Origin of the sequence: Pseudomonas fluorescens (assembly GCF_902497855.1) — a bacterium.
GTDB classification, from domain to species: domain Bacteria; phylum Pseudomonadota; class Gammaproteobacteria; order Pseudomonadales; family Pseudomonadaceae; genus Aquipseudomonas; species Aquipseudomonas fluorescens_BI.
In genome coordinates this window covers 185629-210623 of sequence record NZ_CABVHU010000011.1, presented here as the reverse complement: position 1 = coordinate 210623, position 24995 = coordinate 185629, and the positions used below count along the sequence as shown (strand labels likewise).

Below are 24995 nucleotides of genomic sequence, written 5' to 3'. Positions count from 1 at the left end.
AAAGCCGCCGATTATAGCGATCCCCCCGTGAACACGCTCGGGTATACTTCGCCATCCTTTATAAAAGCACTGGAACCCATCCTCGATGCCGAACACTGCCGTTGCGCTCGACCTGCTATTACTGCCGACCTGGCTGGTACCCGTCGAACCCGCTGGTGTTGTCCTCAAGGAGCACGCTCTGGGCATCCGCGACGGGCGCATCGTCTTTATCGGCCCGCGCGCCGCGGCACTGAAGCTTGAGGCAAGCGAAATCCGTGAATTGCCGGACATGCTGCTCTGCCCTGGCCTGATCAATGCTCACGGGCATGCCGCAATGACGCTGTTCCGCGGCCTGGCGGACGATCTGCCGCTGATGGCCTGGCTGGAACAGCACATTTGGCCGGCCGAAGCCAAATGGGTAGACGAAACCTTCGTTCGCGACGGCACCGACCTGGCGATCGCCGAGCAGATCAAAGGCGGCATCACGTGCTTCTCCGACATGTATTTCTTCCCGAAGATTGCCAGCGGGTGCATCCATGAGAGCGGCATTCGCGGGCAAATCGCCATTCCGATCCTCGACTTTCCGATCCCGGGCGCCAGCACGGCGGACGACGCCATTCGCCAGGGCGTCGAACTGTTCAACGATCTCAAGCACCACGAGCGTATCAAAATTACCTTCGGCCCCCATGCACCCTACACCGTGGGCGACGAAAACCTGGAAAAAATCCGGGTGATCGCCGAAGAACTGGACGCCTCGATTCACATGCATGTCCACGAAACCGCCTTCGAAGTGCAGCAGTCGGTCGAGCAATACGGCGAACGCCCGTTGGCCCGCCTCGGGCGCCTGGGCCTGCTGGGGCCGCGCTTCCAGGCGGTCCACATGACGCAGATCAGCGATGAGGACCTGGTGTTGCTGGTAGAAAGCAATACCAGCGTAATCCATTGCCCGGAATCGAACCTTAAGCTGGCCAGCGGCTTCTGCCCGGTGGAACGTTTGTGGCAGGCCGGCGTCAATGTCGCCATCGGCACCGATGGCGCGGCGAGCAACAATGACCTCGACCTGCTCGGCGAAACCCGCACCGCGGCCTTGCTGGCCAAGGCCGTCGCCGGCTCCGCCACCGCGCTGGACGCCCATCGCGCGCTGCGCATGGCCACCCTCAACGGCGCCCGCGCGCTGGGGATCGAAGCCGAGGTTGGCTCGCTGGAAGTCGGCAAAGCCGCGGACATCGTCGCATTCGACCTTTCCGGCCTGGCGCAGCAACCGGTCTACGACCCGGTTTCGCAGCTTATATACGCCACTGGCCGGGACTGCGTGAAACACCTATGGGTTGCCGGCAAGCAATTGCTCGACGACCGCCGCCTGACCCGCCTGGATGAAGACCAGCTTTGTGCCACCGCCAAGGCCTGGGGCCAGCGCATCAGCGGCCGTACCGAATCGTAAGCCCCCGGTCGGGGCAACAGGATTTTTCAAGTTTCAGAGGACTTAAGCATGAGTAACGTCGACTACGCCGAAATCGCCAAATTCGAAGCCCTGGCCCATCGCTGGTGGGACCGTGAAAGCGAATTCAAACCGCTGCACGACATCAACCCGCTGCGGGTCAACTGGATTGACGAACGGGTCCACCTGGCCGGCAAGAAAGTCCTCGACGTCGGCTGCGGTGGCGGCATTCTCAGCGAAGCCATGGCCCAGCGCGGCGCCACCGTGATGGGTATCGACATGGGCGAAGCGCCGCTGGCGGTCGCGCAACTGCATCAGCTGGAGTCGGGCGTGAGTGTCGAATACCGGCAGATCACCGCCGAAGCCCTGGCCGAAGAGATGCCCGAGCAGTTCGACGTGGTCACTTGCCTGGAAATGCTCGAGCACGTGCCGGATCCCTCCTCGGTGATCCGCGCCTGCTTCCGCATGGTCAAGCCCGGTGGCCAGGTGTTCTTCTCCACCATCAACCGCAACCCGAAGGCGTACCTGTTCGCCATCGTCGGCGCCGAATACATCATGAAGCTGCTGCCGCGCGGCACCCACGACTTCAAGAAATTCATTCGCCCCTCCGAGCTGGGTGCCTGGAGCCGCATGGCCGGGCTGACCGTCAAGGACATCATCGGCCTGACCTACAATCCGCTGACCAAACACTACAAGCTCGCGTCCGACGTGGACGTCAACTACATGATCCAGACCCTGCGGGAGGAGTAAGCCGATGCGTATCAGAGCAGTCCTTTTCGACATGGACGGCACCCTGCTCGACACCGCGCCGGACTTCATTGCCATCTGCCAGGCGATGCGTGCCGACCGCGGCTTGCCGCCGATCAACGATAAACAGATTCGCGACGAAATCTCCGGTGGCGCCAAGGCGATGGTCGCCGCGACTTTCGCCATGGACCCGCAATCGCCGGAATTCGAGGCATTGCGCCTGGAGTTCCTCGAGCGTTACCTCGTGGGTTGCGCCATTCACAGCAAATTGTTCGACGGCATGGGCGAACTGCTGGCCGATATCGAGAAAGCCAATCTGGTCTGGGGCGTGGTCACCAACAAGCCACTGCGGTTCGCCGAGCCGATCATGCAGGGGCTGGGGCTGGCCGAGCGCTCGGCGCTGCTGATTTGCCCGGACCATGTAAAGAACAGCAAGCCGGACCCGGAGCCGTTGATCCTCGCCTGCAAGATGCTCGACCTGGACCCGGCCAGCGTACTGTTCGTGGGTGATGACCTGCGCGATATCGAATCCGGTCGCGATGCGGGCACCAGGACTGCGGCGGTGACCTTTGGCTACATCCATCCGAACGATAACCCGCGACACTGGGGCGCGGATGTGGTGGTGGATCATCCGCTGGAGTTGCGCAAAGTGCTTGATAGCGCCCTTTGTGGCTGCTGAGCCTGCCCCCTGTAGGAGCGAGCTTGCTCGCGAAAAACCCGAGAACGCCGCGGGCTGTCTGGCTTGACGCGTTATCGTTGACGACCATCGCGAGCAAGCTCGCTCCTACAGGGACCGTGTAACGGCGGCCATTTCTATTTTTAGAGGTTTTTATGTTTGATTATTCCGCCCGCCCCGAACTGCTCAAGGACCGGGTCATCCTGGTCACCGGTGCCGGTCGTGGTATCGGCGCCGCCGCGGCGAAAACCTACGCCGCCCACGGCGCCATCGTGCTGCTGCTGGGCAAGACCGAAGCCAATCTGACTCAGGTCTACGACGAAATTGAAGCCGCCGGTCATCCACAGCCCGCAGTGATCCCGTTCAACCTGGAAACCGCCCTGCCCCATCAATACGATGAGCTGGCAGCGATGATCGAAACCGAATTCGGCCACCTCGACGGCCTGCTGCACAACGCGTCGATTATCGGCCCGCGCACACCGATCGAGCAGCTGTCCGGTGAAAACTTCATGCGCGTCATGCACGTCAACGTCAACGCGGTGTTCATGCTCACCAGTACGCTGCTGCCGCTGCTCAAGCTGTCCCAGGACGCCTCGGTGGTGTTCACGTCCAGCAGCGTCGGCCGCAAGGGGCGTGCGTATTGGGGTGCGTACGGGGTTTCCAAATTTGCCACCGAAGGCTTGATGCAAACCCTGGCCGATGAAGTCGATACCGTGGCACCGGTGCGCGCCAACAGCATCAACCCCGGCGCCACCCGCACCAGCATGCGTGCCCAGGCCTACCCCGGGGAAAACCCGCTAAACAATCCGACGCCGGAGGAGATCATGCCGGTCTATCTCTACCTGATGGGCCCGGACAGCACCGGCATCAACGGCCAGGCGTTCAACGCCCAGTAACACCGTGCGTCGCTTTTTCGCCGCGACAGTCTCCTTGTCGTGGCGTTTGAAACACCCCCGCAACTACAGCGGATTGCGGGTCAAACAACCGCCATCGCGCGCCACCCCCTCCAGGAGAACTCTCAAGCCATTGAATTATAACGTTATAATCTAGTGGAACATTCTTGCATGACTTTCGCTCTAAATCTGCTTAGACACGCAGTGTGAAAGCAGACGGGACGTCGATAGTTACTTTATCTTCGGCAAAGCGGATTAGACTTGTAGGAGATGTCCTACGGGACTGATGGATCAGTATGACGCGCAGCCCAAAGCCGCTCTCACCCAGCCTGTACGACGGTCTTACTGCTCAGGGGCGCACGCCATATGAAACCACCTTCCCAGACCAACGCAATTGACTTCGATCGCGCCAAATTGCAACGCCTGGGCTTTGGTCAACAGCCCCCCCGTCCAGAGAGGTCGGTCAGCCCTGCGCAAATGCGCCAGCAGCTGAGCCATCTGCTGCAAACCAGTCTTGAGCCGCAACGCATCCTCGGGCTGTTTTTTCGCGAGATCCAGCGAATGGTCCCACTGGACGCCTTGAGTTACGAGCACAAGGCCAGCGACTTGCGCCTGGAGTTCGGCGAGCGCGCCGCTCATGCGATCAGCTACAGCCTCAGCCATGAGGGCGAGCACCTGGGGCAGCTGGTATTCCGCCGCAAGCAGCCATTCAACGACCAGGAACAAGGCCACCTCGAGTCGATCCTGTCGGCATTGTTGTATCCGATGCGCAATACCCTGCTCTACCGCGCCGCTACCCAAAGCGCCTTGCGTGATCCGCTCACGGACACCGGCAATCGCATCGCGATGGACCAGACCCTGCAACGGGAAATCGAGATGTCGCGCCAGCACCTGCAACCCTTGTCGCTGTTGATGCTGGACATCGATCACTTCAAACACGTCAATGACAACCACGGGCACAGCGCTGGCGATGAGGTGCTGAAGGCGGTTGCCGGCTCGATCAAGCACCAGTTGCGCAACGTGGACATGGTGTTCCGCTTTGGTGGCGAAGAGTTCCTGATTCTGCTTTCCAACACCGGCCGGGAGGCGGCAGCCATGATCGGCGAGCGCTTGCGATTTGCCGCGCAGACGCAGGATTTCGCCGCCGACGGCAAGTCGATCGAACTGACAATCAGCCTCGGCTGTTCGACCCTGTTGCCCGGCGAGTCCGCCGATAGCTTGCTGCGACGGGCCGATAGCGCCCTGTATGTGGCCAAGCGCGCAGGTCGCAACCGGTTGGCGATGGCGGGGTAAAGGCCGCCAGGGCGACCCGCGCTGGCTGAGTGGCGCTAACGGACAGCGCCGCGCAACTCGCCCACCAACCCTTGCAACCTGGCCGGTTCGGCCGCCTCTACCGTCACCGCAGGGCCCGCCACCAGGGTCACTCGCGACCACAGCCGACGAAACACCCCCTTGTCCGGATCGCGACTGAAAAAACTGCCCCACAACCCCTGCAATGCCAGCGGAATCACCGGCACCGGTGTCTCTTCAAGAATCCGCGTCAGCCCGCCCCTGAATTCATTGATCTCGCCATCGGCAGTCAGTTTGCCTTCAGGGAAGATGCACACCAGCTCACCGTCCTTCAGATACTGAGCAATGCGCGTGAAGGCTTTTTCGTAAATCTGGATATCTTCCTGACGCCCCGCGATTGGAATCGTCCCCGCTGTGCGAAAGATGAAATTCAGCACCGGCAGGTTGTAGATCTTGTAGTACATCACAAAGCGAATCGGCCGACGCACCGCACCACCGATCAGTAACGCATCGACGAAAGACACATGATTGCAGACCAGCAACGCCGCGCCCTCATCGGGAATCAGTTGCAGATTGCGATGCTCCACGCGGTACATGGAATGGCTGAGCAGCCAGATCATGAAGCGCATGCTGAACTCGGGGACAATCTTGAAGATGTAGGCGTTGACACCGATGTTCAGCAGCGACACCACCAGGAACAGCTGCGGGATCGACAGCTGGACCAGGCTCAGCAAGACGATCGAGACAATCGCCGAGACCACCATGAACAGCGCATTGAGAATGTTGTTGGCTGCAATCACCCGCGCCCGCTCGTTCTCGGGAGTGCGTGACTGGATCAGCGCGTACAGCGGCACTATATAGAAACCGCCGAACATCCCCAGGCCAAGAATATCGATCAACACCAGCCAGGTATGGCCAAACCCGAGGATCTCGACCCAGCCATGGCCGTCGACGCTGCCGGGGATGCCGCCGGAATGCCACCACAACAGTAACCCGAACACCGTCAGCCCGAACGAGCCGAACGGCACCAAGCCGATTTCGACTTTGCGCCCGGACAGTTTCTCGCAGAGCATCGAGCCGAGCGCGATACCGACCGAGAACACCGTGAGAATCAGCGTTACCACGGTTTCGTCGCCGTGCATCCACTCCTTGGCGTAGGCGGGGATCTGTGTCAGATAAATCGCCCCGACAAACCAGAACCATGAGTTGCCGACAATCGATCGCGACACGGCCGGGGTTTGGCCCAGACCCAGCTTCAGGGTGGCCCAGGATTGACTGAAAATGTTCCAGTTCAGGCGCATTTGCGGTGAGGCGGCCGCGGCACGAGGGATGCTGCGGCTGGCCAGGTAACCGATGACCGCAGTGCCAATGATCGCCGTGGAAACGATGGGCGCGTAATGACTGGACGACATCATGATCCCGGCGCCGATGGTTCCGGCGAGGATCGCCAGGAAGGTGCCCATTTCCACCAGACCGTTGCCGCCCACCAGCTCTTCTTCGTGCAAGGCCTGGGGCAGGATCGAGTATTTTACCGGGCCGAACAACGCCGAGTGAGTACCCATGGCAAACAGCGCCACCAGCATCAGCGGCAGGTGATCGAACATGAAACCGACCGCTCCGACCGCCATGATGGCGATTTCCCCGAGCTTGATCAGACGGATCAACGCGTCCTTGGCGAATTTTTCGCCGAACTGTCCGGCCAGCGCCGAGAACAGAAAGAACGGCAGGATGAACAGCAGTGCACACAGGTTGACCCAGATCGAGCGATCACCGTCGATCGTCAGCTTGTACAGAATGGCGAGGATCAACGACTGCTTGAAGATGTTGTCGTTGAACGCACCCAGCGACTGCGTGATGAAAAACGGCAGGAAGCGCCGGGTGCGAAGCAAGGTGAACTGTGAGGGATGACTCATCTTCCGTGTCCCTGATTTTGGTAGAGAGTGGCGTGGATACGTTGATTGGAATGCCGAACGTCGATCCAGGCCACACATTACCTAATCCTGGGCGGTTATTTCTTTAATCCTGTAATGCAAGGCGAGACAAATAGCTCTCCCCTCCATGCCCCCTGTACCGTCCGTTTGCCGACGATCAGCCACATCACCACCAGCAACACCACCAGCACACAGCCGAAGAGACTGAAAAAGGACAGGTTCAACACACTGGCCAGCTTCAAGGTTGTCAGGGCGTACACGCCCAAGGGGAAGGTAAACCCCCACCAGCCGAGGTTGAACGGAATCCCGGCGCGCAGGTAGCGCACGGTGATCAGCAGCGCGATCAGCATCCACCACAGGCCAAATCCCCACAGCGTGATCCCGGCCACCAGGCCCAACCCGGCGGCGATTTCACCGACCCCAGGCAAACCGTTGGCGGCGAAGATCGCCGGCGCGTCGGCGCCCAGCAGCAACATGCCCAGCGCACCGGTGCCGATCGGACCGAGCGCCAGCCAACTCGAGGCGGCCATGTTTTCGTGGGGTAGTTTATGCAAGGCCATGCGCAACAGCAAAATGGTCAGGATGCTGAATGCCACCGGCAGGGAAAAGGCCCAGAGCACGTAGCTGGCGACCAACACCACTAATTGCGAATGGGCATCCGCCAGGTGCGGCGCCAACAGCCCGCCACTGGCGGCGGCGACTTCGGCGGCCACCACCGGCAACAACCATACTGCCGTCATCTGATCGATGCTGTGCTCCTGGCGGGTGAACATCAGGTACGGGATGAGCACGCCACAGGCCACGGACATCGCCACGTCCAGCCACCACAGTATTTCGGCAACAGCGATCACGCCATCGCCCCAGCGCGACAGACCGAACACCAGAAAACCATTGATGATGGTCGCCAGGCCCATCGGGATGGTGCCGAAGAACATCGACACGGTTGAATGACCGAAAATCCGCCGCGCCTCATCAAAAAACAGCAGCCAACGTGCGGCGTATAGCGCTGAGAAGACCACGAACAGTACGATATTGAACAGCCAGAGGGCTTCAGCGATCCCCTGCACGCCGGGACTCGCACCAGGCCATTGCGCCAGGGCCAATGCCAGCACACCGGTGCCCATGGTGGCGGCGAACCAGTTCGGGGTGAACTGGCGGATCACTTCACGCGGGTGCTGCAAATGACCGAAAGGTTTGAAACCGGCTGTAGCGGTGTTGGGGTATGTCATGGCGAACTCCTGTCCTCTTGTTGAGGTGGAATTCATCGTAGAACCAAATCGAATATCTATATAACGGGTAATATCTCTAACTGTTATCTACTTCATAGATATTGCGATCACCCGACATCGGTGCTACAGACCTTGACTGACCGCTGATGCATCAACCCCAGCAACGCCACCAGCGATAGCACGATCAATACCGCGCCATACCCGTCGGTGGTTGCCACCAGGCCGAACGTCCGTGTCAGGTTTCCCGCCAGCAACGACGGCAAACAGAACGCCAGATAACTGAGCACATAATACGCCGACATCAACCCGGCCCGCTCGTGGGGCAGCGCCAGCGGCACCAGACTGCGCACCGCCCCCAGGAACCCGGCGCCGAATCCGCAACCGGCCACCAGAGTGCCGAGGAAAAACAAGGGCAGGCTGGCACCGTGCGCCCCCAGCAAAATCAATACGACACCCGCTGGCAGCAATGTGCCCCCCAACAGCAGCGCCCTGGCGGCGGGCCGATTGCGCAGGGTAAAGATCATCGACGCACCTGTCAGGGTCAAGACCGCCACTGTCGCGCCGCCAATCAGGTTCGAGTCCGAGCCGGTGGCCGTGCGCACCAACGAAGGTGCCAGCGATGCATAAAAACCGCCGAGCGCCCAGGTCGCGATATTGAGCGGCAACACCCGCCACAAGGTGGACCGTGCCTGGATCGGTACATGCAGGGTCGGCCGCAGCGCCCCCCAGGCCCCCGCTTGTGGACTGACCGTTTCAGGCAGGCGCCAGACGTACAGCCCCTGCATCACGAACAGCGCAAGCAACACCCAATAGGTCAGTTGCAACGGCAAGGGCGCAAACTCGGCCAACAACCCGCAGCCCATGGCTCCGACCGCCATGCCCAGCAACGGCGCGAGACTGTTGATCAGTGGTCCTTGCTGACGATCGGTATCGAGCAATGCGGCACTCAAAACCGCGGTGGCCATCCCCGTCGCAAATCCCTGGAGCACCCGCGCACTGATCAACCACGCCACACTGTCGGCATTGATAAACAGCAGCATCGCGAGCATGTTCAGCAATACAGCGGTGAAAATCACCGGTTTGCGGCCCAGGTAATCCGAAAGGGAACCGACCGTCAGCAGCGCCACCAGCAAGCTGATGGCGTATACACCGAAAATGACGGTCAGGGTCGCTGCCGAGAACTGCAGGTGTTCCTGATACAGGTGATACAAGGGCGTCGGGGCAGTGGAAGCGGCGAGAAAGCTGAGCAAGGTGATCGCCAGGAACCACAGGCTTGCACGGCTGGAAGCAGAACTGTTCGACTTTGAAGAAAGCATTGCACACTCCGCAAAAGCTAATTTTTTGCTTTTGCGGAGTGTGCTACTGGCGAACGCTTAAAGCAAATTCTTTGTGTTAAGGTCCGATGCATGGCTATTAAAGAAGGTTTACGCCCCGGTGGCCGTAGCGCCCGGGTGCAAGAGTCGATTCATTCGGCCGTCCGTGACCTGCTCCAGGAGCAGGAGCGCTCTACCCTGACCGTCCCGCAAATCGCCGCTCGCGCGGGGGTCACGCCGTCGACCATTTACCGGCGCTGGGGAGACTTGTCGGCGCTGCTGGCCGATGTCGCCCTCGCCCGCATGCGCCCGGACAATGAACCGGCCAACACCGGCAGCCTACGTGGCGACGTGATGGCCTGGGCAGAGCAGTATCTGGACGAGATGAGCTCGCAACCCGGTCGCAACATGTTGCGCGATGTGCAAAGCAGCACGCTGCCGATCTATTGCGCATCCATCATTGGCGCGCAGTTGCAGACGATTCTGGATCGTTATCCCGCTCAGCCGAAGCCGAGCGTCGATCGATTGATCAACCTGGTGGCGGCGCCTACGGTGTTTCGCATCCTGTTTTCAGAAGCGCCGCTGGAGGTTGGGGAGTTGCATCGGTTGATCGAGATGGCGTTGGGTCAGTGAAACCGCCTTCGCGAGCAGGCTCGCTCCCACAGGGATCTTCGGTGTGCACACTATTTGCCACTCACAGAGAACCCTGTGGGAGCGAGCCTGCTCGCGAAGAGGCCCGAACAGACACCGAAGATCTGGGTGCCCCCCGCGACACCCCGCCACGCCACGACCTTGGTCGACACTGACTAACGCCGGCGCTCGTGCGAGACTGTCTCACCGGGCGGGAGTCCCGGGCGTCTTTTGTCCGGAGTTACCATGTCGCTGTCCAGCGGGCTGATCGCCACCGTCGCCCTGGCCTATATGGCCATCCTGTTCGCCATCGCCTTCTACGGTGACCGGCGCAGCGCGCCCTTGCCGCCGCGCGTGCGTGCCTGGGTGTACAGCCTGTCACTGGCGGTCTATTGCACCAGCTGGACCTTCTTCGGCGCCGTGGGCCAGGCCGCCGAACAACTCTGGTCATTCCTGCCGATCTATCTCGGGCCGATCCTGCTGCTGGTCTGCGCGCCGTGGGTCCTGCAAAAAATGGTGATGATCAGCAAGCAGGAGAACATCACCTCCATCGCCGACTTCATCGCCGCGCGCTATGGCAAGTCCCAGGCGCTGGCGGTGGTGGTGGCGCTGATCTGCCTGGTCGGGGTACTGCCTTATATCGCGTTACAGCTCAAGGGCATCGTGCTCGGGGTGAATCTGCTGATCGGCGCGGGCGCGGACGCCACGGGCACTCGCGCCCAGGATACGGCGCTGGTCGTGTCGCTGGTGCTGGCGCTGTTTACCATTGTCTTTGGTACCCGCAACCTCGACGCCACGGAACACCACCGCGGCATGGTGCTGGCGATTGCGTTCGAATCCCTGGTCAAACTCTTCGCGTTTCTTGCGGTCGGCGCGTTCGTGACCTACGGCCTCTATGACGGTCCCGGCGACCTGTTCGATCAGGCCATGCTCGCCCCACGCCTGGAGGAATACTGGAAGGAAACCATCAACTGGCCGTCCATGGTCGTCCAGACCGGCGTGGCAATGATGGCGATCATCTGCCTGCCCCGCCAGTTCCATGTAACCGTGGTGGAAAACATCGACCCTCAGGATCTACGGGTGGCCAAATGGGTGTTCCCGGCTTACCTGGCGCTGGCGGCGTTGTTTGTGGTCCCGATCGCCCTCGCCGGCCAGATGCTTCTGCCCAGCTCGGTCTTGCCGGATTCTTTTGTCATCAGCCTGCCCCTGGCGCAGTCTCATCCGGCCTTGGCATTGCTGGCGTTTATCGGGGGTGCCTCGGCGGCGACCGGCATGGTGATCGTCGCCAGCGTGGCGCTGTCGACCATGGTCTCCAACGACATGCTGCTGCCGTGGTTGCTGCGACGCAACAACGCCGAGCGGCCGTTCGAAGTGTTCCGCCAGTGGATGCTCTCGGTGCGCCGGGTCACCATCGTGGTGATCCTGCTGTTGGCCTACGTCAGCTATCGCCTGCTGGGCTCGACCGCAAGCCTGGCAACCATCGGCCAGATTGCCTTCGCCGCCGTGACCCAACTGGCCCCGGCCATGCTCGGCGCCTTGTACTGGAAACAGGCCAACCGTCGGGGGGTATTCGCCGGTCTCGCCGCTGGGACGTTCCTCTGGTTCTACACCCTGATCCTGCCGATCGCCGCCCACAGCCTGGGGTGGTCCTTGAGCAGCTTCCCGGGCCTGACCTGGCTGCACAGCAACCCGCTGCACCTGCCGATCACCCCGCTGACCCAAGGCGTGGTGCTGTCCCTGGCGGGCAACTTCACCCTGTTTGCCTGGGTGTCGGTGCTATCGCGCACCCGGGTGTCGGAACACTGGCAGGCCGGTCGCTTCATCGGTCAGGAAATCAGCGCCCGTCCCAGCTCCCGCTCCATGCTGGCGGTACAGATCAACGATTTGCTGCAATTGGCGGCCCGTTTCGTCGGTGAAGAACGCGCCCGTCAGAGTTTCATCCGTTTCGCCTACCGCCAGGGCAAAGGCTTCAACCCGAACCAGAACGCCGACGGCGAATGGATCGCCCACACCGAGCGCCTGCTGGCCGGTGTGCTCGGCGCGTCCTCGACTCGCGCGGTGGTGAAGGCGGCCATCGAAGGTCGGGAGATGCAACTCGAGGATGTCGTGCGAATCGCCGACGAAGCCTCGGAAGTGCTGCAATTCAACCGAGCCCTGCTGCAAGGCGCGATCGAGAACATCACCCAGGGCATCAGCGTGGTCGACCAGTCACTCCGGCTGGTGGCGTGGAACCGGCGTTACCTGGAGTTGTTCAACTATCCGGACGGCTTGATCAGCGTCGGGCGACCGATTGCCGACATCATTCGCTACAACGCCGAACGCGGGCTGTGCGGCCCCGGCGAAGCGGAAGTGCACGTCGCCCGCCGCCTGCACTGGATGCGCCAAGGCCGCGCCCATACTTCGGAAAGACTGTTCCCCAATGGCCGGGTGATCGAGCTGATCGGCAACCCGATGCCGGGCGGTGGTTTCGTCATGAGCTTCACCGACATCACCGCGTTCCGCGAGGCCGAACAGGCGCTGACCGAAGCCAACGAAGGCCTGGAGCGACGGGTCACCGAGCGGACCCACGAACTCTCGCAGCTCAACGTGGCCCTGACCGAAGCCAAGGGCACCGCCGAGTCGGCCAACCAGTCGAAAACCCGGTTCCTGGCCGCGGTCAGCCATGACCTGATGCAACCGCTGAACGCGGCGCGGCTATTCTCCGCCGCCCTGACTCACCAGGACGACGGCTTGTCCAGCGAGGCGCAGAAACTGGTGCATCACCTGGACACCTCGCTGCGCTCGGCCGAGGACCTGATCAGCGACTTGCTGGACATATCCCGCCTGGAAAACGGCAAGATCAACAAGGATCCCAAGCCATTCGTGCTCAATGAGTTGTTCGATGTCCTCAGTGCCGAATTCCAGGCGCTGGCCCGAGACCAGGGGCTGAAATTCCGGGTCAGGGGCAGTACGTTGCGGGTCGACAGCGACAGCAAACTGTTGCGGCGGATCTTGCAGAACTTCCTCACCAACGCTTTCCGCTACGGTAAAGGGCCGGTGCTGTTGGGGGTTCGGCGGCGCAAGGGCGAATTGTGCCTGGAGGTCTGGGACCGTGGCCCGGGCATTCCGGAAGATAAGCAACGGGTGATTTTCGAGGAATTCAAACGTCTCGACAGCCACCAGACCCGCGCCGAGAAAGGCCTCGGGCTGGGCCTGGCGATTGCTGACGGCTTGTGTCGCGTGTTGGGCCATACCCTGCAGGTTCGCTCCTGGCCCGGGCGCGGCAGCGTGTTCAGCGTCAGCGTGCCATTGGCCCGGGCACAAACCGCGACGCCGGCCAAGGTCGTCGAACTCAACGGCAAACCGTTGAGCGGCGCGCAGGTACTGTGTATCGATAACGAAGACAGCATCCTGATTGGCATGAACAGCCTGTTGACACGCTGGGGTTGCCAGGTCTGGACCGCACGCAACCGCGACGAATGCGCGGCGTTGCTCAGCGACGGGATGCGTCCGCAACTGGCGCTGGTGGATTACCACCTGGACCATGGCGAGACCGGGACCGAGCTGATGGCCTGGCTGCGGACGCGATTGGGCGAACCGGTGCCGGGCGTGGTGATCAGTGCGGACGGGCGCCCCGAGATGGTGGCGCAGGTGCATGCGGCCGGGCTGGATTACCTGGCCAAACCGGTGAAACCGGCGGCGTTGCGGGCGTTGTTGAGTCGGCATTTGCCGTTGTAGGGTGGCAGAGATCGTTCCCACGCTCTGCGTGGGAATGCCGCCACGGACGCTCCGCGTCCGCTTCAGCAGCTGTGACGCAGAGCGTCACGGGATGCATTCCCACGCAGAGCATGGGAACGATCATCTACTCCGGCAACTCGGCCAAACCATCCACATCCGTCATCGCCCGCTCCAGCAGGTCCGCCGGCAGGCTCTTGCTCGCCCGCGCGCCCAGCAACTTGAGCTGCTCACTGCGACTGACCAGGTTGCCACGCCCTTCCGTCAGCTTGTTGCGCGCGGAGCTATAGGCCTTGTCCAGTTGTTGCAAGCGATTGCCGACCTCATCCAGATCCTGGATGAACAGCACGAACTTGTCGTACAGCCACCCGGCTCGCTCGGCGATTTCCCTGGCGTTCTGGCTTTGCCGCTCTTGTTTCCACAGGCTGTCGATGACACGCAACGTCGCCAGCAGCGTCGTCGGGCTGACGATCACGATATTGCGGTCGAAAGCCTCCTGGAACAGCGTCGGCTCAGCCTGCAGCGCGGCGGAAAACGCCGCTTCGATCGGGACGAAGAGCAAGACGAAATCCAGGCTGTGCAAACCGTCGAGCCGCTTATAGTCCTTGCCGGACAAGCCTTTGACGTGATTGCGCAGCGACAGCACGTGTTGCTTGATCGCGATCTGGCCGATGGCATCGTCTTCGGCCGCCACGAATTGCTGATAGGCCGTCAGGCTGACTTTGGAGTCGACCACCACCTGCTTGTCGCCCGGCAGATAAATGATCACGTCCGGCTGGAATCGCTCACCGTCCGGGCCCTTGAGATTGACCTGGGTCTGGTATTCGCGCCCCTTCTCCAGGCCCGCATGTTCCAGCACCCGCTCCAGAATCAATTCACCCCAGTTGCCCTGGGTTTTCTGGCCTTTCAAGGCCCGGGTCAGGTTGGTTGCTTCATCGCTCAGGCGCAGGTTCAACTGCTGCAACCGCTCCAGCTCCTTGGCCAGGGAGAAACGCTCCCGGGCTTCGGCCTGATAACTTTCCTCGACGCGTTTTTCGAAGGACTGGATGCGTTCCTTCAAAGGATCGAGCAACTGCCCCAGGCGCTGCTGACTGGTTTCGGCAAAACGCTGCTCACGCTCGTCGAAGATTTTGCCGGCCAGCTCCGCAAACTGCGCGCGTAGCTCGTCTCGCGAGCCCTGCAGGTCACTGAGACGCTGCTGATGGCTTTCCTGCTGCTCACGCAGTTCGGCGTGGAGCGAGGCGGCCTGGGCGTCCAGACGACGCAACTCGGCTTCTTTGCCGGCGCGCTCCAGGTTCCACGCGTGAGCGGCATCGCGGGCGTCGTCGCGCTCGATCTGCAGCAGTTCGACTTCACGGCGCACCGCGGCCAGGTCCGCTTGCCGGGCCGTGTTGGCCTGGCCCAGATCGGCGATTTCATCGCGGCAGGCTTCGAGTTGGGCGTTCAGTCCATCCTGAGCCAGATGGGCGGTGGTCAGGCGCTCTTCCAGCAACGCCACCTGCGACTGCATCGCGCTCGCCCGGCGCTGTAATTGCCAAGCCAATACCAGCAACGGCAGCGCAGCACCCGCCAGACCGAGTAACGCGCTGGTCAAGTCCATAGCCATAGCCAATCCTGCCCATTCGATAAAACTTGAAGGTTAACCAAGGCGTCAGGTCTTGGACAGCTCAGTCTTCGATCAGACCCAGTTCCTGCTGGGCGCGTCGATCCCCTGCCCGCGCAGCCTGGCGCAGCAGGTCCTGACCGATTCGGCGATCCCGGGCATTGCCGCACTCGCGGCACATCAGCTGACCGAGCCGACTTTGCGCGGCGACGACGCCTTCACGGGCCGGTTGCTTGAGCAAACGTCCGGCGAAGTGTTTGACGTTGGTGTTTTCACCCAGACGCGGGCTGTCCAGCAACCACTCGGCCACACGCATCGAAAAACGCTTGGGCGGAGTAACAGGGGCGGGTGTGGAAGTGACTGAGATTGATACTGAGCGAAACTTCATAAAGCACTGTGGGACAGATCGGAAGGCGCGCCACTCTACTCTTTTTTTCTTACAGGTAAAGCCTAAAAAAACCCGGCACGCCCGTCCTAGAGCAAGCGCTCGGGACAATCCACAGAAGCTGTGGATAACTCAGTGGACAACCTCCCTTTAACTCTCGCAAAGCCCTATGGAATGGGGCTCGCAGTCAAACTGACGATTTTTTCACCAGTAAAAAAAAGCGATGTTTTTCATTGACTTAAATTTCGGATACAGGCACCCACCCGGGTTGAAGGCTAGATGACAGTGGGGTGACAGCCCGCGCAACTAATGTGCACAAGTACCTTTCGGGCAGTTATATCGGGACGTTTTTTCGGAGCATTTTCGTGTCGGTCCTGGGGATAAACCCTGGCAAAACCCCTGATCCAGCCCAGTGCGAACTCGACGAATATCGACGACCGAATATCGGAATCTGTGCTACCACAGCGCGAAAACGCCGGTCTTGAGCTATCCAAGACGCCCGACGCGCGAGGCGGAAAATGCGAGGGCAGGCATCTTTTTTGCCAGAACCCTTCCCTTTGCCCAATCATTGCGTTACTATCCGCGGCGTTAGTACCAAGCTGAAAGTCAATTCTGGTCGAACAAATCCCCCCGGTCAGCCTTCCCCAAGGAAGCCTCCACCGAAAAAGCGGGATCGACCACCTCGATGGTTTCCAGGTAAACCTTGCGTCAACACAGCCTTTGAATCGAAAGCAAAGGGTGTTGCGAAGATCACTTACTCTGACCGAACCAGCCTGCAAATTGATCAGGATCTTCACCCCGGGCCCAGAACCTTTGCCCTTGATGTGTTGCCTGCCCTCCTAAGTACCTACCTGCCAGCCCAAGCGCGCCAATTATCAGCGCTTCAAACTGGCTGCTTTGTTCCAGTCGGGTTCTTCGTTCGACCAACGGTGGTCGTCGTCACTGGAACGTTTTAATTTTGCACGGCTCTTATCCGTGTCGCTTGTAGGAACACCCAATGACTATGTCTACTCAAATCCACACCCAGGATGCTATCCGCACCCTGACCAACGCTTTTGCACCGATGAACTGCCTGATCATGGCCGCCCGCAAAGGCTGCTTCAGCTTTACCCTGGTCAACGAACACGGCATCGCCCGTCACAGCGAACGCCTGTACCCCGATCAATACTCCAGCGCCGAGCCGCTGCAGGCCGTGATCGAGCGTACCCGTCAGGCACTGGTTGCCTGATACGCCAGCAAGACTGAAAACCGTAAAAGCCTCGCTCAAAAAAGCGGGGCTTTTTATTGCCCGATGTTTCCCATTGCCTCGCCACTGCCTAAGCACTAACCGATATAAAGGTTATAACTCGAAGCCGGAAATATTTTAAAAACAGTCCTTTACGGCGCGAATATGACACTACACTTCAACTCAAGCGGCCTGTTCCGCTTCCGGCGAGCCTGAGCCGATCCACTGCTGCCAAGGCCCCTTCAGGACTCGCCGACTACTTCGCGTTTCGAGGGTGTTATGGGTATCGCTGCCAGCGAACTGTGCCGTTATGTGATCCGTCCGACCTTGATTTACCTCGGGCGCCATAGCGCAACTGCCGAATCCCTGCTGCTGGGCATTGCCGCCAGCCAGTCTGCCCTTGGTTCCGCCCTGCATGACCGCCGTGGACACGGCCTGTACCGAATTGCCGAACTCCGCCACCAGGCGCTCTGGGACCACTACCTGGCACTGGACCCGGAGCGTGCCAGCCTGGTTCGCGGCCTGGCCAGCCAGCATGCATTCCTCAGTAGCCCGCACCTCGAATTGACCGTCAACCTGCGTTACGCCACCGCCATCGCCTGGCTGCTGGTAGAAGAACAGAATACCCCGCTCCCCGAAGCCGCAGACGACCTGATGGGAATGGCCCGAATCTGGCGCCAGACCTTCCAGCCTCAAGGACGCCTGCGTGACTTCACCTTCGCCTGGCAAACCTGTGTTTCACCGCTGAATCAGGTCGCCTGCTGACCCTCCTTTTCGAAAGATCGCGCAACATGTCGCGAATCTGGTCGGATTGTCCTACAAAACCGCTCTAAATCAAGCGATACAGCCTATAGCGCCCGAACGAAATTCTTGGTAATTTTCGCCCCGGTGATCACCAGGAGTTCTAATAATGAAAAAAGTAATGCTCAAAACCACCATTAGCCTCGCCGTTGCCTTGGCATCCACCCAGATCTTTGCAAGTGGCTTTGCCCTCAACGAACAAAGCATCAGCGGGATGGGTACAGGTTTTGCCGGGCGATCTTCTTCTGCCGACGACGCATCCACCATTTTTGGCAACCCTGCCGGCATGTCTCGCCTCAAACGCGAACAAGTGACCGGCGGTGTTGCATTTATCGATGCACACACTGACATCAGTGATGCCAGCTCCCGTCCGAACGGTGGCACCAACAAAGGTGACATGGTCCCTTTCATGGGTGTACCCATGGGCTACTACGTAAAGCCAATCGATGACCAGTGGGCATTCGGCATCGGCGTGTACGCTCCATTCGGCCTGGTGACCGATTACGAGAACGGCTTTGCCGGCCGTTACTTCGGCAGCAAGAGCGAAGTCAAGATCGTCACCCTCCAGCCAACCGTCAGCTACGCCTTCAACGACAAGGTTTCCATCGGTTTCGGCCCGACCATCAACCGCATCGACGGCAAGCTGGAATCGAACCTGTCGCTGAACCCGGCCGCGCCGGACGGCGAAGTCAAGATCAAGGGTGACGATACCGCGCTGGGCTACAACGTTGGTATCCTGGTTCAAGCCACCGACAGCACCAGCGTCGGCATGACCTATCACTCGAAAGTGAAGTACAAGCTGGATGGTGATACCAAGGTCAACTACGGCCTCCTCGGCGCCCTGGGTCAGAACCCGAACCAGAAGTTCGACGCTTCGCTGGACATCACTACGCCTGAATCGGTCGACTTCTCGGTTACCCACAAACTGGACGACCAGTGGACCCTCTACGCAGGCAGCACCTGGACTCGCTGGAGTCGCCTGAAAGAAATCTCCGTCGAGAACGAAGGCGTTCCCGCCGCTCTGGCCGCACGCGGCTTCGGCACCATCACCGAAGAGCAGAACTGGCACGACACCTGGGCTCACGCTATTGGCGCGTCGTACCAGCTGAACAAGCAATGGGTACTGCGTACCGGTCTGTCCGTTGACCAGGCGCCGACCAACAACGAAAACCGCTCCCCACGCATCCCGACTGGCGATCGCACAATCTTCAGCCTCGGTGCCGGCTGGAGCCCGACCGATGACCTGACCATCGATGTGGCGTATTCGTACCTGCATGAAGAGTCGGTCAAGGTCAACGACAACAACGGCCGCCAAGCCTACGACGCCAAGTATGAAAACTATGCGAATGGTTTCGGTGTAGGCGCGACCTACCGTTTCTGATGATTCACGGCGAGCCTGAACCCCTCGCCGCCTGAATTGAAAAAGCCCCGCGCTCTTGAACAGAGGCGGGGCTTTTTATCGGACTATGATTGCTCCCCCTGTAGGAGCTGGCTTGCCAGCGAAGGCGATATTCCATCCAACATTAATGGTGACTGATACATCGCTTTCGCTGGCAAGCCAGCTCCTACAAGGGGTGTCGATCAGGGTTGCGAAGCCAGGGCTTTCTCCACGGCTTCGATGAATTCGGGATCGTCGGGCTTGGTCAGGCTGGAGAAATCGGCGATCACCTTGCCCTGGCGATCGACCACGTACTTATAGAAATTCCACTTCGGCGCACTGCTCTGCCTGGCCAGGACCTTGAACAGGTGAGTGGCGTCGTCACCACGGACTTTCTGCGGCTCGGTCATGGTGAAGGTCACGCCGTAATTCGCGTAACAGACCTTGGCGGTCTCGGCACCATCCTTCGATTCCTGCTTGAAGTCATGGGATGGAACGCCGATCACCTCCAGCCCTTGATCCTTGTACCGCTGATTCAGCGCTTCAAGGCTTTTGAATTGCGGGGCGAAGCCACAGAAGCTGGCCGTATTGACCACCACCAGCGGCTTGCCGGCAAAGCGCTGGCACAGGTCGATGGTTTCCTTGGCGCGCAACTTGGGTAACGACCCCTGCAACAGATCGGGGCATTCTGCCGCGTGAGCCAATCCGGTAAAGGCTACCACTAACGCGGGAACTGCAAGCCAGCGCATCAGCATGTCGGTGCATCCTTGAGGAGAGTCGTCAGTCACGACGTTACTCGCCCTCACAGCCTGCTAGCAAGCACCCATGCCCAACTGCATCAAGGCCAGCCCGCCCTGATGCCAGCCCCACCACGCCAAGGCCAGCAGCGAGGCGCAGACAGCCGTCAGCGCAATCCGCGGCCAGAGGCTGTTCATATCGCACTCATCCGGCTTTGCAGGCGTGCCACCGGCTGCTCACGCACCGGCCAGTTCAGGGCGGCGGCCAACAGGCTCAAGAGAATCGCTACCTGCCAGATCAAGTCGTAACTCCCGGTTCGGTCATACACCACCCCGCCCAACCAGCCGCCGAGGAATGATCCGAGCTGATGGAACAGGAACACAATCCCGCCGAGCATGGACAGGTTTCGTACGCCGAACAAGGTCGCGACCGTGCCGTTGGTCAAGGGCACGGTCGACAGCCACAGGAAACCCATCGCCATGCCAAACAGATAGGCGCTGGTCGTCGTCACCGGCGCCCACAAGAACAACCCGATGACTACCGCCCGCAGCAAGTAAAGACCGGTGAGCAAACGCGGCTTGGACATCCGCCCGCCGAGCCAGCCCGCCGTGTAGGTACCGAATATATTGAACAGCCCGATCAACGCCAGCACCGTGGTACCGACGGTGGCCGGAAGATGCTGGTCCACCAGATAAGCCGGCAAGTGCACGCCGATGAACACCACCTGGAAGCCGCAGACAAAAAAGCCGAACGCCAGCAGCCAGAAGCCCGAGTGGGAGCAGGCTTCGTGCAGCGCTTCGGACAGGGTTTGCTCATGGCCGAGGACCGGCAGGGGTTTGTCCTTGAGCATGCTCACCAGCGGCACGATCAGCGCCACCAGCAGGCCCAGTACCAGCAACGCCACGGACCAGCCCAGCCAGCCGATCAAGCCCAGCGTGCCGGGCAACATGGCGAACTGGCCGAAAGAACCGGCGGCACTGGCGATGCCCATGCCCATGCTGCGTTTCTCCGGCGGCACCGCGCGCCCCACCACGCCGAGGATCACCGAGAACGAGGTGCCCGACAGACCAATACCGATCAATAGACCGGCACTGAGCGACAAGGTCACCGCCGAGTCGGACAGGCCCATGAACACTAGGCCCAAGGCGTAGAGGACACCGCCGATGGCGACCACTTTCGCCGCACCGAAGCGGTCGGCCAGGGCGCCGGTGAACGGTTGCGCCAAGCCCCAGATCAGGTTCTGCAAGGCAATGGCGAAGGCAAATGTCTGACGCCCCCAGCCGAACTCGGCACTCATCGGCGCCAGAAACAGCCCGAAGCCATGCCGTACGCCCAGAGACAACGCGAGAATCAGCGCACTCCCCAACAGCACCCATCCGCACGTACGCCACATCGATGTCATTTTTGTTCCCCAGTTGCGGGTATATACCCGCTTATAATCGGAAAAACCGGCTTCAAGCCAGTTCGTCCAACAGCTTCAATAAGGTTTCGCGTTTTTCGGCGCCCAGCCGATCAACCAGGCGCTGTTGCGCCGCCTCCCAGGCGGGCAACGCCGCTGTCAGGCGTTCCGCGCCGGCCTCGGTGAGCTTGACGATGCGATTACGCATGTCTGCGCCTTCGACCAGCATGACCAGCCCTTCGCCCTCCAGCACCCGCAGATTGCGTCCCAGGGTGCTGCGATCCAGCCCCATGGCCTCGGCCAGGGTGGAAATACTCGGTTGATCCAGGCGTTGCAGATTGCACAGTAAAGAATACTGGGCAACGTTGATCCCGAAGCCGTCGAGAGCGCCGTCGTAGTGCCTGCTGACGCCACGGGCGGCGCGACGCAGGTTGATGCATAAACATTGGGAGTCGAGCATGGTGCGTGTATATACCCGCGGTTAAATGAAAGCAAATTTTTTAGACATTACACCGCCTGTAGGAGCCAGGCTTGCCGGCGAAGAACGATGACGCGGGGCGATAGATACACCGCGGCGCCTGGTTCGCTGTAGGAGCCAGGCTTGCCGGCGAAGAACGATGACGCGGTGCGATAGATACACCGCGGCGCCCTGGTTCGCTGTAGGAGCCAGGCTTGCCGGCGAAGAACGATGACGCGGGGCGATAGATACACCGCGGCGCCTGGTTCGCGGGCAAGCCTCGCTCCTACAGGATTACCGCGAGGCCTACGATCACTATCATTTCCAGCAACTCCAGCAACGCTCCCGCCGTATCGCCCGTCGTCCCGCCCAATCGCCGCAGCATTGCGTGCCGCAACCAGGCAAATACCAGCGCTGCCAGCACCACGGCCAAAACCCCACCGAGACCCGCCACCAGTACACAGGCCACCACACTGACCGCCAACACCTGCATACCCGCCAGACGCGGCAAATGGTCAGCCAGTGCCTGCCCCAAACCGCCGGGACGCACATAAGGCGTGGTCAGGAACAAACCCAGCATCGCGCCACGGCCGATCAATGGAACGATGATCAGCACAACGCTGTGTGGCTGCTCGATCAACGCCAGCAACGCAGCGAATTTGAGCAGCAGCACCAGCACCAGCGTCACCACCGCGATCGGCCCGCTGCGAGGGTCTTTCATGATCGTCAGCGTGCACTCACGGTCGCCATACCCGCCGAGCCAGGCATCGGCGCTGTCGGCCAGGCCATCGAGATGCAACCCGCCGCTGAGCAACACCCACGCTGTCAACAACAACGCCGCGTGCAGCAACAAAGGCGTGCCTAGCAAGAGCCAGTTCAGCGCCCACAGAATCACGCCGATCAGTAAACCGACCAGCGGATAAAACAGCAGCGAGCGCCCCACTTCCTGTGGCGTAGGCATGCCCGGCAGACGAATCGGCAGACTGCTCAGGAACTGCAGGGCAATCCAGAACGGCAGCATGTTCAGCTCGCTTCCGTCAACAAGCCGTCAGCCCCGATGGCCAGCGAGAACAACGCACCATGACCGACTTCGACATTGAGCAACTGTTCACGCGGCAATCCCCGCGCCCGGGCCAGCAACAAACGCATCACACCGCCATGGCTGATCAGCAAGACCCGCTGCCCCGCGCAGGTTGCCTGCAAACGCTCGACCGCGGCCAACACCCGCGTCGAAAAATCCTCGACCCGCTCTCCCTCAGGCGGCGTAAACGCATAGGGATCGGCCCAGAACAAACCCAACGCCTGGGCATCGGTCTCCATCAGCGTCGCGGCGCTCTGCCCTTCCCAGGCCCCGAAATGCAACTCCTGAAGATCTTTATCCAATTGCACGGGCAGACCCAGTTGTGCTCCGAGCTCTTCGGCGAACCGTGAGCAGCGTTGCAGAGGTGAGCTGACCAGGCGATCCCAAGGCCCTTGCTCGACGACCGCCGCGCGCATCTGCGCCCAGCCTTTATCGGTCAGCGCATCGTCGAGGCTGCCGCGCAGGCCACCGCCGAGTTCGGTTTCGCCGTGGCGCAAGAGATCAAGGTGCAAGGTCATGCCGGACGATCCGCTACCGCGGCTTCGGCAAAGGTCGCCATCTGCCCGTGAAGATCGCAGGCCAGGCGCAGCAACGGCACCGCCAACGCGGCGCCGCTGCCCTCACCCAGGCGCAGCCCCAGGTCCAGCAGGGGGTCGGCGTTCAGGGTTTCCAGCACATGGCGATGACCCGGCTCGGCACCGCGATGGCCGAACAACAGCCATTCGCGGCAATCCGGGTTCAGGCGCACCGCGACCAGCGCGGCAACACTGCAGATGAACCCGTCCACCAGCACCGCGACACCTTCCTGGGCACACGCCAGATACGCGCCGACCAGCGCCGCGATCTCAAAACCACCGAGGTTGAACAGGGTTTGCAGCACGTCGCCACGCTGAGCGCCGTGCAACGCCAACGCGCGCTCGATGACCTGCGCCTTATGGCTGACCCCCGCCGCGTCGAGCCCGGTACCCGGCCCGGCCAGATGCAGCACCGGGCAATCGAGCAAGGCGCAGGCCAGGGCGCTGGCCGCGGTGGTGTTGCCGATGCCCATTTCACCACCAATGAACAACTGCGCGCCCGCCGCGATGGCTCGCTGCACGCTGTCGCGACCGGCCTGCAAGGCGAGTTCGCCCTGGGCGCGAGTCATGGCCGGACCGTCCACGAAATTGCCGGTGCCCGGGCCGAGGTTGAGGTGACGCACGCCCGGCAGCTCCAACGACGGCGTCACGGTGCCCAGATCGATCACTTCAAGGGAGGCCCCCAGTTGCCGCGCCAGCACGCTGATCGCCGCCCCGCCGTTGACGAAGTTGAGCAGCATCTGCCCGGTGACCGCCTGGGGAAACGCCGACACCCCTTCGGCGACCACGCCATGGTCACCGGCGAAAATTGCGATCCACAGCTGATCCAGGCTCGGCTTCAGCCGGCCCTGCAGCCCGGCCAATTGCACTGCCACCGACTCGAGACGACCGAGGGAGCCGGCCGGTTTGGTCAGTTGCTGCTGTCGCGCCTCAGCTTGTTCGACGACTTGGGCGTCGATCGGCTTGCACGGGTTCAGCCACCAGGATTGAGTCATGACGCAGTTCCTTTCAAAGTCAGGGGCAGGCCGGCGACGGTCAGGACGACGCGCTGACAACGTTCGGCCAAGGCTTGATGCAGCCAGCCGGCTTCATCGACATAACGGCGAGTCAATTCGCCCAGCGGCACGACCCCCATTCCGGTTTCGTTGCTGACAAAAATGATCTCGCCCGGCAGCGATGCCAGGCAGTCGAGCAGGGCTTCGCGTTCGGCCACCAGACGCTCGGCATTTTCGAGCATCAGTAGATTGGTCATCCACAGCGTCAGGCAGTCCACCAGCAGGCAACGATCGACGCTGGCGGTTTCGCGCAGGACGCGGGCCAGCTCGACGGGTTCTTCGATCAACGCCCATTCGGCCGGACGACGGGCACGGTGATGGGCGACCCGATCGTTCATTTCTCCGTCCAGGGGTTGGCTGGTGGCGATGTAGGTCACCTGGAGTCCGGTGTCTGTTGCCAGCTTTTCAGCCAGGCGACTTTTGCCGGAGCGGGCGCCGCCGAGGATCAGTTGGAGCAT

Annotated in this window: 23 protein-coding genes; 10 read left to right on the top strand and 13 right to left on the bottom strand. The window is 61.1% G+C overall.

All coding sequences use genetic code 11. From position 1 onward, the window contains the following. Nucleotides 1–85: 85 nt before the first annotated feature. From F8N96_RS22100 to F8N96_RS22080, 5 genes are all read left to right on the top strand, one after another. On the top strand, nucleotides 86–1420 hold the full coding sequence (locus F8N96_RS22100; protein ID WP_150799615.1) for a TRZ/ATZ family hydrolase: 1335 nt from the start codon (nucleotides 86–88) through the stop codon (nucleotides 1418–1420). Nucleotides 1421–1468: 48 nt separating this feature from the next. Then, nucleotides 1469–2167 (top strand): bifunctional 2-polyprenyl-6-hydroxyphenol methylase/3-demethylubiquinol 3-O-methyltransferase UbiG, encoded by a 699-nt coding sequence (ubiG, locus tag F8N96_RS22095; RefSeq protein WP_064678985.1) that lies wholly within the window; start codon nucleotides 1469–1471, stop codon nucleotides 2165–2167. Nucleotides 2168–2171: 4 nt separating this feature from the next. Continuing rightward, nucleotides 2172–2843: an N-acetylmuramic acid 6-phosphate phosphatase MupP gene (gene mupP, locus F8N96_RS22090; protein WP_150799614.1), complete on the top strand. Its 672-nt coding sequence runs from the start codon at nucleotides 2172–2174 to the stop codon at nucleotides 2841–2843. Between the two features lie 152 nt (nucleotides 2844–2995). Then, complete coding sequence (locus F8N96_RS22085; protein WP_150799613.1) at nucleotides 2996–3736, top strand: YciK family oxidoreductase; 741 nt, start codon at nucleotides 2996–2998, stop codon at nucleotides 3734–3736. A gap of 363 nt (nucleotides 3737–4099) precedes the next feature. Beyond that, on the top strand, nucleotides 4100–5026 hold the full coding sequence (locus F8N96_RS22080) for a GGDEF domain-containing protein (RefSeq protein WP_150799612.1): 927 nt from the start codon (nucleotides 4100–4102) through the stop codon (nucleotides 5024–5026). Nucleotides 5027–5061: 35 nt separating this feature from the next. On the opposite strand, the gene F8N96_RS22075 is transcribed toward F8N96_RS22080, so the two are convergent. From F8N96_RS22075 to F8N96_RS22065, 3 genes are all read right to left on the bottom strand, one after another. Then, nucleotides 5062–6936, bottom strand: a complete 1875-nt coding sequence (locus F8N96_RS22075; protein ID WP_150799611.1) for an MFS transporter — start codon at nucleotides 6934–6936, stop codon at nucleotides 5062–5064. Between the two features lie 95 nt (nucleotides 6937–7031). After that, nucleotides 7032–8183, bottom strand: a complete 1152-nt coding sequence (locus tag F8N96_RS22070) for a TDT family transporter (RefSeq protein ID WP_150799610.1) — start codon at nucleotides 8181–8183, stop codon at nucleotides 7032–7034. A 107-nt stretch (nucleotides 8184–8290) separates the two neighbouring features. Then, nucleotides 8291–9499 carry an MFS transporter gene (locus tag F8N96_RS22065; protein WP_150799609.1) on the bottom strand — a complete coding sequence of 403 codons (1209 nt, stop codon included), beginning with the start codon at nucleotides 9497–9499 and terminating at the stop codon, nucleotides 8291–8293. 90 nt (nucleotides 9500–9589) lie between these two features. Here F8N96_RS22065 and F8N96_RS22060 point away from each other — a divergent pair, with 90 nt between their 5' ends. Next, nucleotides 9590–10129, top strand: coding sequence for a TetR/AcrR family transcriptional regulator (locus tag F8N96_RS22060; RefSeq protein ID WP_150799608.1), 540 nt, complete (start codon nucleotides 9590–9592; stop codon nucleotides 10127–10129). Between the two features lie 243 nt (nucleotides 10130–10372). Then, nucleotides 10373–13843: a PAS domain-containing hybrid sensor histidine kinase/response regulator gene (locus F8N96_RS22055; protein ID WP_150799607.1), complete on the top strand. Its 3471-nt coding sequence runs from the start codon at nucleotides 10373–10375 to the stop codon at nucleotides 13841–13843. A gap of 124 nt (nucleotides 13844–13967) precedes the next feature. Here the strand turns inward: F8N96_RS22055 and rmuC are convergent, their stop codons facing one another. Both rmuC and F8N96_RS22045 read right to left on the bottom strand, forming a co-directional pair. Beyond that, nucleotides 13968–15332 carry a DNA recombination protein RmuC gene (gene rmuC / locus F8N96_RS22050; RefSeq protein ID WP_191630697.1) on the bottom strand — a complete coding sequence of 455 codons (1365 nt, stop codon included), beginning with the start codon at nucleotides 15330–15332 and terminating at the stop codon, nucleotides 13968–13970. Nucleotides 15333–15507: 175 nt separating this feature from the next. Continuing rightward, nucleotides 15508–15831: a sel1 repeat family protein gene (locus tag F8N96_RS22045; RefSeq protein WP_150799605.1), complete on the bottom strand. Its 324-nt coding sequence runs from the start codon at nucleotides 15829–15831 to the stop codon at nucleotides 15508–15510. 1000 nt (nucleotides 15832–16831) lie between these two features. On the opposite strand from F8N96_RS22045, the gene F8N96_RS22035 reads away from it, so the two are divergent. The 3 genes from F8N96_RS22035 to F8N96_RS22025 all read left to right on the top strand — a co-directional run bounded on the left by F8N96_RS22035 (nucleotide 16832) and on the right by F8N96_RS22025 (nucleotide 19235). Then, complete coding sequence (locus tag F8N96_RS22035; protein WP_007898912.1) at nucleotides 16832–17056, top strand: hypothetical protein; 225 nt, start codon at nucleotides 16832–16834, stop codon at nucleotides 17054–17056. 276 nt (nucleotides 17057–17332) lie between these two features. After that, nucleotides 17333–17818 (top strand): hypothetical protein, encoded by a 486-nt coding sequence (locus F8N96_RS22030; RefSeq protein ID WP_150764419.1) that lies wholly within the window; start codon nucleotides 17333–17335, stop codon nucleotides 17816–17818. A 145-nt stretch (nucleotides 17819–17963) separates the two neighbouring features. After that, on the top strand, nucleotides 17964–19235 hold the full coding sequence (locus tag F8N96_RS22025; protein ID WP_150799604.1) for an OmpP1/FadL family transporter: 1272 nt from the start codon (nucleotides 17964–17966) through the stop codon (nucleotides 19233–19235). Nucleotides 19236–19435: 200 nt separating this feature from the next. Here the strand turns inward: F8N96_RS22025 and F8N96_RS22020 are convergent, their stop codons facing one another. From F8N96_RS22020 to cobU, 8 genes are all read right to left on the bottom strand, one after another. Then, nucleotides 19436–19987: a glutathione peroxidase gene (locus F8N96_RS22020; protein ID WP_150799603.1), complete on the bottom strand. Its 552-nt coding sequence runs from the start codon at nucleotides 19985–19987 to the stop codon at nucleotides 19436–19438. A 57-nt stretch (nucleotides 19988–20044) separates the two neighbouring features. Next, the gene (locus F8N96_RS35720; protein ID WP_257784576.1) at nucleotides 20045–20167 is read right to left on the bottom strand and encodes a hypothetical protein; all 123 of its coding nucleotides are present in this window, start codon (nucleotides 20165–20167) and stop codon (nucleotides 20045–20047) included. After that, nucleotides 20164–21372 (bottom strand): MFS transporter, encoded by a 1209-nt coding sequence (locus F8N96_RS22015; RefSeq protein ID WP_150799602.1) that lies wholly within the window; start codon nucleotides 21370–21372, stop codon nucleotides 20164–20166. The genes F8N96_RS35720 and F8N96_RS22015 overlap by 4 nt, the downstream gene beginning before the upstream one ends. Nucleotides 21373–21424: 52 nt before the next feature. Then, nucleotides 21425–21829, bottom strand: a complete 405-nt coding sequence (locus F8N96_RS22010) for a MarR family winged helix-turn-helix transcriptional regulator (protein WP_150799601.1) — start codon at nucleotides 21827–21829, stop codon at nucleotides 21425–21427. 283 nt (nucleotides 21830–22112) lie between these two features. Further along, entirely contained in the window at nucleotides 22113–22847 is a 735-nt protein-coding gene (locus F8N96_RS22000) for an adenosylcobinamide-GDP ribazoletransferase (RefSeq protein ID WP_150799600.1), read from the bottom strand. Between the two features lie 2 nt (nucleotides 22848–22849). Beyond that, nucleotides 22850–23425, bottom strand: coding sequence for an alpha-ribazole phosphatase family protein (gene cobC, locus F8N96_RS21995; protein ID WP_150799599.1), 576 nt, complete (start codon nucleotides 23423–23425; stop codon nucleotides 22850–22852). Then, complete coding sequence (gene cobT, locus F8N96_RS21990; protein ID WP_150799598.1) at nucleotides 23422–24477, bottom strand: nicotinate-nucleotide--dimethylbenzimidazole phosphoribosyltransferase; 1056 nt, start codon at nucleotides 24475–24477, stop codon at nucleotides 23422–23424. The genes cobC and cobT overlap by 4 nt, the downstream gene beginning before the upstream one ends. Continuing rightward, on the bottom strand, nucleotides 24474–24995 hold the full coding sequence (gene cobU, locus F8N96_RS21985; RefSeq protein WP_150799597.1) for a bifunctional adenosylcobinamide kinase/adenosylcobinamide-phosphate guanylyltransferase: 522 nt from the start codon (nucleotides 24993–24995) through the stop codon (nucleotides 24474–24476). The genes cobT and cobU overlap by 4 nt, the downstream gene beginning before the upstream one ends.

What these genes read in the sequence shown, in the direction of transcription:
- F8N96_RS22100 (WP_150799615.1), top strand. Translation starts at nt 86, where the DNA reads ATGCCGAACACTGCCGTTGCGCTCGACCTGCTATTACTGCCGACCTGG.
- ubiG (WP_064678985.1), top strand. Translation starts at nt 1,469, where the DNA reads ATGAGTAACGTCGACTACGCCGAAATCGCCAAATTCGAAGCCCTGGCC.
- mupP (WP_150799614.1), top strand. Translation starts at nt 2,172, where the DNA reads ATGCGTATCAGAGCAGTCCTTTTCGACATGGACGGCACCCTGCTCGAC.
- F8N96_RS22085 (WP_150799613.1), top strand. Translation starts at nt 2,996, where the DNA reads ATGTTTGATTATTCCGCCCGCCCCGAACTGCTCAAGGACCGGGTCATC.
- F8N96_RS22080 (WP_150799612.1), top strand. Translation starts at nt 4,100, where the DNA reads ATGAAACCACCTTCCCAGACCAACGCAATTGACTTCGATCGCGCCAAA.
- F8N96_RS22075 (WP_150799611.1), bottom strand. Translation starts at nt 6,936, where the DNA reads ATGAGTCATCCCTCACAGTTCACCTTGCTTCGCACCCGGCGCTTCCTG.
- F8N96_RS22070 (WP_150799610.1), bottom strand. Translation starts at nt 8,183, where the DNA reads ATGACATACCCCAACACCGCTACAGCCGGTTTCAAACCTTTCGGTCAT.
- F8N96_RS22065 (WP_150799609.1), bottom strand. Translation starts at nt 9,499, where the DNA reads ATGCTTTCTTCAAAGTCGAACAGTTCTGCTTCCAGCCGTGCAAGCCTG.
- F8N96_RS22060 (WP_150799608.1), top strand. Translation starts at nt 9,590, where the DNA reads ATGGCTATTAAAGAAGGTTTACGCCCCGGTGGCCGTAGCGCCCGGGTG.
- F8N96_RS22055 (WP_150799607.1), top strand. Translation starts at nt 10,373, where the DNA reads ATGTCGCTGTCCAGCGGGCTGATCGCCACCGTCGCCCTGGCCTATATG.
- F8N96_RS22045 (WP_150799605.1), bottom strand. Translation starts at nt 15,831, where the DNA reads ATGAAGTTTCGCTCAGTATCAATCTCAGTCACTTCCACACCCGCCCCT.
- F8N96_RS22035 (WP_007898912.1), top strand. Translation starts at nt 16,832, where the DNA reads ATGTCTACTCAAATCCACACCCAGGATGCTATCCGCACCCTGACCAAC.
- F8N96_RS22030 (WP_150764419.1), top strand. Translation starts at nt 17,333, where the DNA reads ATGGGTATCGCTGCCAGCGAACTGTGCCGTTATGTGATCCGTCCGACC.
- F8N96_RS22025 (WP_150799604.1), top strand. Translation starts at nt 17,964, where the DNA reads ATGAAAAAAGTAATGCTCAAAACCACCATTAGCCTCGCCGTTGCCTTG.
- F8N96_RS22020 (WP_150799603.1), bottom strand. Translation starts at nt 19,987, where the DNA reads ATGCTGATGCGCTGGCTTGCAGTTCCCGCGTTAGTGGTAGCCTTTACC.
- F8N96_RS35720 (WP_257784576.1), bottom strand. Translation starts at nt 20,167, where the DNA reads ATGAACAGCCTCTGGCCGCGGATTGCGCTGACGGCTGTCTGCGCCTCG.
- F8N96_RS22015 (WP_150799602.1), bottom strand. Translation starts at nt 21,372, where the DNA reads ATGACATCGATGTGGCGTACGTGCGGATGGGTGCTGTTGGGGAGTGCG.
- F8N96_RS22010 (WP_150799601.1), bottom strand. Translation starts at nt 21,829, where the DNA reads ATGCTCGACTCCCAATGTTTATGCATCAACCTGCGTCGCGCCGCCCGT.
- F8N96_RS22000 (WP_150799600.1), bottom strand. Translation starts at nt 22,847, where the DNA reads ATGCTGCCGTTCTGGATTGCCCTGCAGTTCCTGAGCAGTCTGCCGATT.
- cobC (WP_150799599.1), bottom strand. Translation starts at nt 23,425, where the DNA reads ATGACCTTGCACCTTGATCTCTTGCGCCACGGCGAAACCGAACTCGGC.
- cobT (WP_150799598.1), bottom strand. Translation starts at nt 24,477, where the DNA reads ATGACTCAATCCTGGTGGCTGAACCCGTGCAAGCCGATCGACGCCCAA.
- cobU (WP_150799597.1), bottom strand. Translation starts at nt 24,995, where the DNA reads ATGCTCCAACTGATCCTCGGCGGCGCCCGCTCCGGCAAAAGTCGCCTG.